7 protein-coding genes and 2 pseudogenes are annotated in these 9,834 nt (G+C 38.4%); 7 read left to right on the forward strand and 2 right to left on the reverse strand.

All coding sequences use genetic code 11. The annotated features are described in order from the left end of the window. A pseudogene (locus NE536_RS21840) lies at window positions 1-841 on the reverse strand (IS3 family transposase); the annotation flags it as partial. 181 nt (window positions 842-1,022) lie between these two features. Here NE536_RS21840 and NE536_RS21845 point away from each other — a divergent pair. Further along, window positions 1,023-1,382 (forward strand): hypothetical protein, encoded by a 360-nt coding sequence (locus NE536_RS21845; RefSeq protein WP_261274003.1) that lies wholly within the window; start codon window positions 1,023-1,025, stop codon window positions 1,380-1,382. Window positions 1,383-1,929: 547 nt separating this feature from the next. Here NE536_RS21845 and NE536_RS21850 read toward each other — a convergent pair. Then, window positions 1,930-2,232 (reverse strand): hypothetical protein, encoded by a 303-nt coding sequence (locus NE536_RS21850; protein WP_261274004.1) that lies wholly within the window; start codon window positions 2,230-2,232, stop codon window positions 1,930-1,932. A gap of 259 nt (window positions 2,233-2,491) precedes the next feature. Between NE536_RS21850 and NE536_RS21855 the strand changes: the two are divergent. The 6 genes and pseudogenes from NE536_RS21855 to NE536_RS21880 all read left to right on the forward strand — a co-directional run. Next, a pseudogene (locus tag NE536_RS21855) lies at window positions 2,492-2,890 on the forward strand (transposase); the annotation flags it as partial. Between the two features lie 338 nt (window positions 2,891-3,228). Next, the gene (locus tag NE536_RS21860; protein ID WP_261274005.1) at window positions 3,229-3,957 is read left to right on the forward strand and encodes a MipA/OmpV family protein; all 729 of its coding nucleotides are present in this window, start codon (window positions 3,229-3,231) and stop codon (window positions 3,955-3,957) included. Between the two features lie 44 nt (window positions 3,958-4,001). Then, window positions 4,002-4,340, forward strand: a complete 339-nt coding sequence (locus NE536_RS21865; protein WP_131525966.1) for a hypothetical protein — start codon at window positions 4,002-4,004, stop codon at window positions 4,338-4,340. A 216-nt stretch (window positions 4,341-4,556) separates the two neighbouring features. Continuing rightward, entirely contained in the window at window positions 4,557-5,636 is a 1,080-nt protein-coding gene (locus tag NE536_RS21870) for an efflux RND transporter periplasmic adaptor subunit (RefSeq protein ID WP_261274006.1), read from the forward strand. Next, the gene (locus NE536_RS21875; RefSeq protein WP_261274007.1) at window positions 5,636-8,671 is read left to right on the forward strand and encodes an efflux RND transporter permease subunit; all 3,036 of its coding nucleotides are present in this window, start codon (window positions 5,636-5,638) and stop codon (window positions 8,669-8,671) included. The genes NE536_RS21870 and NE536_RS21875 overlap by 1 nt, the downstream gene beginning before the upstream one ends. 355 nt (window positions 8,672-9,026) lie before the next feature. Further along, complete coding sequence (locus NE536_RS21880) at window positions 9,027-9,596, forward strand: TetR/AcrR family transcriptional regulator (protein ID WP_261274008.1); 570 nt, start codon at window positions 9,027-9,029, stop codon at window positions 9,594-9,596. Window positions 9,597-9,834 lie beyond the last annotated feature (238 nt).

Raw genomic sequence — 9,834 nt, forward strand, 5'->3', positions numbered from 1 at the left:
CGTGATTCAAATGCCATTTCTAACGCTTTTACCGTTAACTCAGTATCCGGTGAAAATGACATCGCCCAACCAATGGCCTTTCTCGAAAATAAATCCAGCACAACCGCTAAATAGCACCAACGATTACCCGCCCAAATATACGTCACATCGCCGCACCAAACGGTGTTAGGTTCGACAACTGCAAATTGCCGTTTAAGTGCATTAGGGATTGTCACATGCTCATTTTCAGCCTTTTTATAGCGGTGTCTAGGTTGTTGGCAACTCACTAATCCGAGCTTTTTCATTAACCGAGTCGCCCGATAACGACTTAACGTAAAGCCACGTTCAGAGGCGATTGTGGCGATACTTCTCGCCCCTGTGGATTGCTTGCTTTCAGCATGTATCGCTTTGATTTCACATTCTAAAAGTCGCTGTTCAGATGTCACCACAAGCTCACGGCTCACCCAATAGCGGTAGCTACTCCGATTCACGTTAAATACATGGCATAGCACTGAAATAGGGTATTTGTTGCTCTGATTGAGTTTCTCGATTATCGAGAATTGTTCAGCGAGTCCGACATCAATAGAGCAGTAGCCTTTTTTAAGATTTCTTTCTCGAGATTTATGCGCTCAATTTCACGTTTAAGTGCCCTGATTTCAATCTGCTCAGGTGTCATGGGTGAGGCTTTAGGAGCAAGCCCTTGGCGCTCAATCTGAAGCTGTGTTACCCACTTACTGACCGTCGATTTCCCCACGTTCATGGCTTTTGCCGCCGCTTCTTGTGTGTAACCTTGATCAACGACTAATTGAGCTGTTTCAAGCTTAATGGCTGCGCTATATCGAGCACGTTTACTTTTATTCATGTTGTCACCTAAATGGGTTATGAGAGGATCATAACATTTCTTATTAGGTGGCCAAATTCACTATGCCACTACACTTACCAACGTTGGGAAAATGGCCGCACTACTGCGCCCTATGACGATGTGACATCAATATGCCTTGATGTGTTTAAGCTTTCGATTGAGAAGATAAATGAGGTGGCCAATGGGCTTTAGCGATGAACCCGAGCAGAGGATGAACATTAAGGCGTTGCGGTTAGGGCTGTATCGCTGGGGCCGTTATTGGGTGTACCAAGAATTGGGCAAGGGGTTTTCAAACCGCAGCGCCTGCGACCGTTTAGGCGAAGCCTTGGGTGGCGGCAACCTAAAGCACGAACTCAACGTGCCTGCCCATGTCGCCCATTTTGACCGCCTCGTTGAGCAGTTATCCATTAACTGTAAACGCGCCATCCGCGCCCATTATCTGTGCAAAGAGCAGTGGGCCTTAATGGGATTTGACAGCAAAAAGTCTTACATCTTCTGGCTAAGAAAAGCAGAGATGGCACTGCTGGATAGGATGAATTAGAAGGAACGCCCTCTTACGAGGGCTAGCGGGTTAGACGGTTGTCCACCAAGACTGCTAACCCGTTGACAGGATTTTATCAAAGGTTCGGACAGATACCTATGCAAAGTAATTTGCTATTAAATGATGCACTGAGCTTAGGTGTAATCTCTATATTGATCACAATGAAACTATGCTTTTACAAATGATTGTTTTGTGGATTTATCTTTGTATTATATGGGGTTGTGCAGTGGTAATTAAGTGCATGAATGTAGAATTGTCTGAATGGTTCTCTTGTCAAAATACGCCATTTCCCACAAGGAGTTTATGATCTGTATATCGCGTTCAATATACAGATCATAAAAGAATACAACTTAACTTATTTTTAGCTTTCTTGCCATTTTGGGAATTGCATATTAAGCAGTTAACATCCTTGTCTTGGAAAACTGTTTTAATTAGATAACGCTGATGATCTTATGGCTTATATCGGTCACATCGAGTCAGATTTTGAAAACCTAAATCACGGCATGCGGCCAAGACCGAGGTGATCATTTTTGTAGATATCAGAATATTAAATGTTACTGCATTTATAAATATCAAATGCAACTCCAGTAATTTTCCCCCTTAAACTTTCATCTGTAGATATAATCTTATAATGAGTACCGCCTTCCATATAAACCGTATTAGCAATAGCTTTTCTGAAGTTATTAGGGTGTTGTGATTCGATACTCGATGTACCAATCACGACACACTTCGCAATCGCATCATCACTGTTGGATAAAGCTTGGATTCCTGTAGCTCCTGGAATGTATTGAAGCTTAGCGCTACAGCCTGCAATGATGATTAAAAAGCTAGATAATATTAATTTATTCATATAGATAACCAAATCAAAAAAACAGCCCGCAAGATAACATAACCTTGCATGTGACTAAGACATTATTTGCGTGACCTCCTTTGCATTTTTATCAAAAATCAATAAACCCGAGATACATATAGTTACTTCTGGTTTAGCAAGGCCAAAGTTCTTTGGTTTAAAACTAATCTTGTGCTAATCGATAAATACCTTTTTACAACAGAGGATGGTTGCTAATAGTTCGTGTTTATTTGACATTTTTAATTCAATAAATATGTTTATAACTACAGAGCTCAGTTTATCAGGTGTGACAGACGCTGAAGTCTTGGCCAATTGACTCAAACGAATCCATTAAAAATCCTCAATATCCTGGGTTATGACGTTTACAACACGAAAGCCTGTCACGGAGCAGTTCGCCGAAAACGTGCCTTGGCGCTGATCCCACATCGGGAAGGCGCAGCGTTATGGGAATAAGGGCATCCACGAAACTTAGTCGTCAGTTGGCAACAGCTTCATGCCTCAAATAAGTAATAGAAGAAACAGAAGGTTATCATCGCCAGTCGATCTCAGAAACCGCCATGCACAGGTGGGAAAGACTTACGTCATTATAAGGGGGCTGAACAAGCTCATAGGGCAGGGTATGCCTGAAACCCAGTATATCGTTTTATTTAAACTGTGATGAAAGTTTTGTTCACTGAACCGATTTAGGAAACAAATCCCAGATAATACACTAGTGCCATCTAATGAAATATTAGATGAGCTACGCCACCATCATTTAAAAATATTACTGACAATTTATCTCAATATTTCATATTCTTATGCTTATAACCACCTCAAACAAAATAGTCTTATATCTAAAATTTTTATCTCTCGATTCTATTGTTTACTTGTAGGTTAAATTTCAAACACCTTGACAAGAAGTTGCTGGAAATGTAGCATTCCGATCAAAATGAATGAATATTCATATATGCATCAAAATGGTGCTTTCGTGATTTTTAACTTAAATTAGGTTTTTTTATGTTCAAGCTGTGCAGTAAAGTCATATTTACGTCCATATTAATTTTAGGGTTTTCAACAAATTCCATCGCTAATGAAGCTGAATGGTCAATTGGTGCCGGAGTTCTTGCTTTAACATCCCCCTACAAAGGTATTGATGATCAAAACTATGGCCTCCCTTTAATTCATTACAAAGGTGAAAGACTCAAAGCGAGTATCTTTAACTTAGAGTATGATTTATGGCAGAGTAATCGACTCAAGTTGTCATTCGCCACTGAACTAGGTGAAGATTTTTTGAAGGCTTCAGATTCTATTAATCCCGTAGTTAATGCTTTGGGCGACCGTAAGATATCTATTTACTCTGGAGCTAAGCTAACTTATAGCTCTGCCATAGGCATATTTAATACCTCAGCTTTATATGACATATCAGGCCACAGTGAAGGCAGTATTTTCAAAGTTAATTATAGCTATCCATGGAGACTAACTCAGGATTTAACATTGATACCTTCTGTAGGTGTGAACTTTAAGAGTGCTGATGTAGCTAATTATTACTATGGATATAGTAACTATGAGCTAGATAGTACAACAGACTTAGCTCTAAACTTAATAGTTTCATATCAACTGACCAAATCATTAAATGCCAATGCATTTTTAAGACATATTGTATTAGATAATGATATTACTCGCTCCCCGATTGTTAATAGTGATAGTTTCACTATGGCAATGGTCTCAATTGTGTATCAGTTTTAAGTTTAATTTAAATCGTAAAATTTCATAATGGGTATGAGTAACATATGAATAAGATAGTAAGAAGCGGATTTTTGATTTTAATCGTCTTCACATCTTGGGTTGCAGTAGCGGATAGTCCTAATTCTCATGAATATAAACTTGGTGCCTTTACAGGGGCAATGAAGTACTGTGAAGAGAAATATGAGGATGACGGACGCTATAAATGGGCACGTTTACGAGCAGCAGATGAGTTCAGGAAGATGTCGAGCTCAGAAAAGTTAAGCTATGCCTTAGGAAGGGATAATGCTAATCGTAAAGGTCAATATTTAGGCGATAAGTTAGATAAAAATGAATGTCGTTCACTCTTAAAACTCAGTGAATGGAAACGCTTTTCTAAAAAATAGTAAAACAGACCTAGATAACAAAGCTCCTATTTCTATAGGTGCTTTGTTTTGTGTGTTTAATCTCACTCTTTGATTGAAGGATATTGTGAAACTGTCACAATTTAGTATGACCTAAATTGCAGCTATAAAAAACAAATTAGTAACATTGTAATTGTATGTTTTATAATTATTTTTTACGAGATATAGGCTTAATCACACGGTTAACTAGGAAAACTTATGAATACATTTTTGAGTAAGAATAATCATTTAAAATCTTTTTTAATCATAGCATTAGCTTCATTTGCCACCGGTTGTGATAAACAAATCAACACGGTAACAACTGATACTTCATTTTCACGCCCAGCAATGATAGAAGAAATCGCTGCTTCTGATGTATCAGGGCTAAGCTTCACTGGCCTAGTCCGCGCAGCACAGAGGGTTGAGTTATCTTTTAAGGTTGCGGGGAAAATTGCTAAAATCAATGCTCAAGAAGGTGTCGCGGTCAACCAAGGGCAACTACTTGCGGAACTCGACGATTATGAGCAAAAAATTGCTTTAAGCTCTGCAAAAACTCAATTCAGCAAAGCTGAAGCTGATTATCAGCGCGGTTTGTCCATTTATAACTCAACTCAAGCTATATCCAAAAGTGATCTTGAAAAGTTAAAAACCGAACGTGATCTCGCCAAAAATAAATTCAATTCAGCTATTGAGGCCCTCGAACACACTAAAATAAAAGCGCCTTTTTCCGGTGTCATCACAAAAAAACTCATGAATGAGTTCTCTGTCGTTCAACCCAATCAAATGATATTTATTTTGCAAAATCTGAATGATTTGGAAGTAGTCATTGATGTGCCAAGTAAACTTTTTGCAGAAGGTAGTCGGAATAAAAATGCCGTCGGACATATTGAAGGTCTTAATGACATTGATTTTCCTCTTTACTATAAATATTTCACTTTAGAATCCGAGCAGTTGACGCAAACATATAATGTGATCCTAGGGTTTTCTGACTTGAAAAATCAAAATGTATTGCCAGGCATGTCGATAAATGTAACACCTGAGGCAAATTCTACTGATGCAATGCAAATATCGCTTCCTCTTAGCGCCATATCTCCCGATAACATGGGTAAAAAATATGTATGGCTAGTGGATATGGATAGCAAAGTTACCAAAAAAATGGTTGAAACAGGAACATTACTTGGAGACAGAATAATCATTACCAGTGGATTACAACCGCAAGATAAAGTGGTAATCGCTGGCGTAAACTCACTCAAAGAAGGGGATATGGTTAGACCATTAGATTCTGAAGGGGCCAAGTAATGAATATTGCAAATTACGCTATTCAGAAAAAGAACAGTCTATGGGTAATCATAATTCTGCTATTAATTGGTGGTTTTATTAGTTATAAAAATTTAGGGCGATTCGAAGATCCTGAGTTTATTATTCGTCAGGCCGTTATTGTTACCCCCTACTCAGGTGCATCTGCCGTAGAAGTAGCAGACGAAGTAACGGAAGTGATTGAAACTGCGGTACAATCTTTACAAGAGCTTAAAGAAGTAAAATCGATATCGAAACAAGGTAGTTCAGAGGTTACCGTTGAAATTAAGCTCGAATTCTCAAAAACAAAAGCAGAACTTGACCAAGTTTGGGATAAATTGCGCCGCAAAGTCTCTGATGCACAAAGAAATCTGCCTACTGGGGCTGGACCGTCATTTGTTAATGATGACTTTGCGGATGTGTATGCCCTGTTCTACGCAATAACAGGGCCAGGCTATACTGATAAACAACTCAATGATTATGTAAATTTTTTACAAAAGGAACTTGCATTAGTCAAAGGTGTTGCCAAGACAGCGACATTAGGAACAAAAACAGAGCAAATTTTTATTGAGCTATCCTCTGAACGCCTACAACAATATGGCGTCAGTCTTGAGCAGATATACCAAACTTTACAGCATCAAACGTTAGTTACAGTTGCAGGAGATATTGAACTTGATGGCATGAGGCTTCCAGTTATCCCCAACAACACCTTAAAGACAATGGATGACTTAAAAAATCTAAAGATTGGTATAAATAGCACTAATACTGTTTTACAGCTCAATCAAATCGCAAATGTGTATCAAGACTACAAAGAACCTTTCTCAGTGTTGATGTCATACAACGGTGAACATGCTATCGGCTTAGGTATTTCTAATGTTTCAGGCGGAAATGTCGTCGAAATGGGCGATGCTGTTAAACAACGCCTAGCAGAACTTGAATCCCAACGTCCCATTGGTATGGAACTCAATGAAATATCGATTCAATCGGACTCTGTACGTGCCTCTGTCGCTAATTTTATCGATAATCTTATTGCGGCAGTGGTTATTGTATTTGTTGTTTTATTGATCTTTATGGGAGTGAGATCGGGAATTATCATCGGATTTGTTTTACTACTGACCGTCGCCGGTACGCTTATCATTATGCTGATTGATGATATCGCCATGCAACGGATCTCCCTTGGCGCGTTAATTATTGCCCTTGGAATGCTGGTTGATAATGCCATTGTCGTAACCGATGGTGTGTTAGTTCGTTTACAACAAGGCCAAGATAAACTCTCGGCGATTAAAGAAGTCGTGAACTCTACAATCTGGCCCCTACTTGGAGGGACTGTTGTTGGAATTCTAGCCTTTAGCGCTATTGGGTTATCGCCAAGTGATATGGGGGAATATGCAGGGTCATTATTCTGGGTGATTTGTTACTCCATGTTTTTAAGTTGGCTATTTGCTATCACAATAACCCCACTACTGTGCTATCAGTTTTTAACCGTTGATAAAAATGCTAAGGCTGCCAAAGAAAGTCTTATTTTAACTTTTTATCATAAGATCTTACTCTTAGTTTTACGTAATCGATTAATCACTGGTGCGGTTTTGCTCACGCTCTTACTCATCGCCATTGCCAATATGGGACGTATTCCTCCTGGTTTTATGCCTGAATCCCAAAGAGCACAATTTGTGGTGGATGCATTTTTACCCCAAGGCACCGACATCAACAAAACTGCCGATATGATGGTTAGCATGAGTCAGTTTGTGAAACAGAAAGAACATGTAACAAATGTGACTTCTTTCATTGGTAGTGGCGGTTTGAGATTTATGCTCAGCTATGCACCGGAGCCACGAAACTCAGCTTATGGTCAGCTATTGATAGATGTTGATGACTATAAAAACATTGATGTTTTACTGGATGACTTACAAACCGAACTTTCTGTTAACTTTCCTGATGCTTCAATTAAAGTATGGAAATTTATGTTAGGTCGCGGCGGTGGCAAAAAAATTGAGGCGGGATTTTCAGGTCCTGATCCCAAAGTATTACGAGCACTTGCAGAAGAAGCTAAAGCATTAATGAATGCAGATAATAGTCTGATTGCTGTGCAAGATGATTGGCGACAACAAGTCCCAGTTATTAAGCCATATTATATTGCTGAAGTTATGCAACAACAGGGACTTAGCGCAAAAGACTTGAATCAGGCAATAGCACAATCGCTAACAGGCCGACAAATCGCGATGTTCAGGCAAAATGATGATCTTATTCCAATGGTGGTAAGAGCACCGGAAACTGAGCGCCAACATAAAAGAGTCATTGAAAACGTTAATGTATATAGTGCACAAAGTCAGGCTTTTATACCTATTAGCCAGTTTGTCTCGTCTGTAGGTTTGGAATGGGAGGACTCACTAATACGCAAGATCAATCGGATCCCAACTATCCTTGTTCAGGCTGATCCCGCTCCTGGAGTACTGTCTAACGATGCGTTCCTCAGTATCAAAGACAAAATGGAACAAATCATTCTTCCTTCAGGTTATGAACTGAAATGGTACGGAGAATATAAAGCTTCAAACGATGCTAATGAAGGAATTGCGGTATCTGCGCCTTATGGATTTGCAGCAATGATTTTGGCTGTTATTTTCATGTTTAACGCTTTTAAACAGCCTATCGTTATCTGGATGACGGTGCCATTAGCAATCGTTGGTGTCGTTATTGGCCTAGTGATATACCAAACACCCTTTGAGTTTATGGCTATCTTAGGCTTTTTAAGCTTAATAGGGATGATGGTGAAAAATGCTATCGTGCTGGTTGATCAAGCGGATAATGATATCCGTGATGGCACGACCCCATTCGATGCCGTTGTTGGTGCCTCTTTAAGCCGGGCTAAGCCAGTTGTATTAGGGGCTGCAACAACTATTATGGGGGTTGCACCTTTATTAATGGATCCCTTTTTCAAGAGTATGGCAGTCACCATCATGTTTGGATTGTTGTTTGCAACCGTATTGACACTGATTGTGATCCCATTGCTCTATGCAGTGTTATTTAGAATTCCAAAATAACTTACAGAGGGAGCCCGAAAGGCTCCCATTTTGAAGAGCATATTTTTGAGGGATGTAACTTGCAGATCCCATATTTAGAATTTTCTGGACTATTGGCAAGTTTTCATTATTTCTCTGTATAAATTATCGCCGAGGAATAGAATTTTTTGAAAAACGGTATGTTATATCACTACTTTTAAATGAGGTTACTGATTTAATTTATTATTTTTTTAACGCCAGAATTAGTAATGATTGGATATAGATAGATCTTTGATTAAGTAATTTTTTAACAAAAATGATGCTTTACATAATGTTGCAGAATAAAATAGTACAAGGCCAATGCTACCTTGGTTGTTTTTATTTTTAAGGATTTAATATGTTATCTAAGAGAGATAGAATTTTAGAAGCCGCAGAGAAGATCGTTGTATTAAACGGGTTTGATGGACTATCGATGCAATTGATAGCAAAAGAAGCCGGGATTTCGGCCGGAACTATATATTTACATTTCACTTGCAAAGATGATTTGATTATATCACTTAGGGAAAAGGTAATAACAACAATTTCACAAAAAGTCCTTGGCGGTATAAAAAGTGAAAACTCATCTTGGGATAATTATCGTATTGTATGGTTTAATATTTTAACACTTGCTAAAGAAAGAAATGCCGATCAACTCAGCTTTGAACAATACTTAAAAATCCCTGGCACATCAGATGAAAAATCGAATGAATACGAGAAATTGCTTTTCTCTCCTCTTTATGATTTATATCAAAAAGCAATAATTAAAGGTGAAATAATTGATATTGGTATCAATTACTTAATTGCCCTATCTTTAGAGTCAGCAGTTGCATTGGCTCGATACTTGAGAAGGGATGCGATTGAATATGATGCTATTCAATTAAATGAAATTTGCCGATTAAGTTGGCGTGCTATTTGTGTGAATAAATAATGTATCACATTTACTTATACACTAAGATTTAAATGTCAATATGAAAAGAGAATCGTAATATTGTGATTTTTATGACTAACGGAATGAATAAGATACTTGCCCCTTGACTAGCTTAATGGCTCTGAATGTTAACAACAAAAGAATATAAAGATAAATTAAAAGCTGTTAATTTTAACATTTTGTAGGCGATGGTCATGAGTGCAGGTGTTAAAAAGCGAGAAAATAAGGTGCTTGTTAT

The organism is Shewanella septentrionalis (assembly GCF_025370265.1).
In the GTDB taxonomy this organism is placed as follows: domain Bacteria; phylum Pseudomonadota; class Gammaproteobacteria; order Enterobacterales; family Shewanellaceae; genus Shewanella; species Shewanella hafniensis.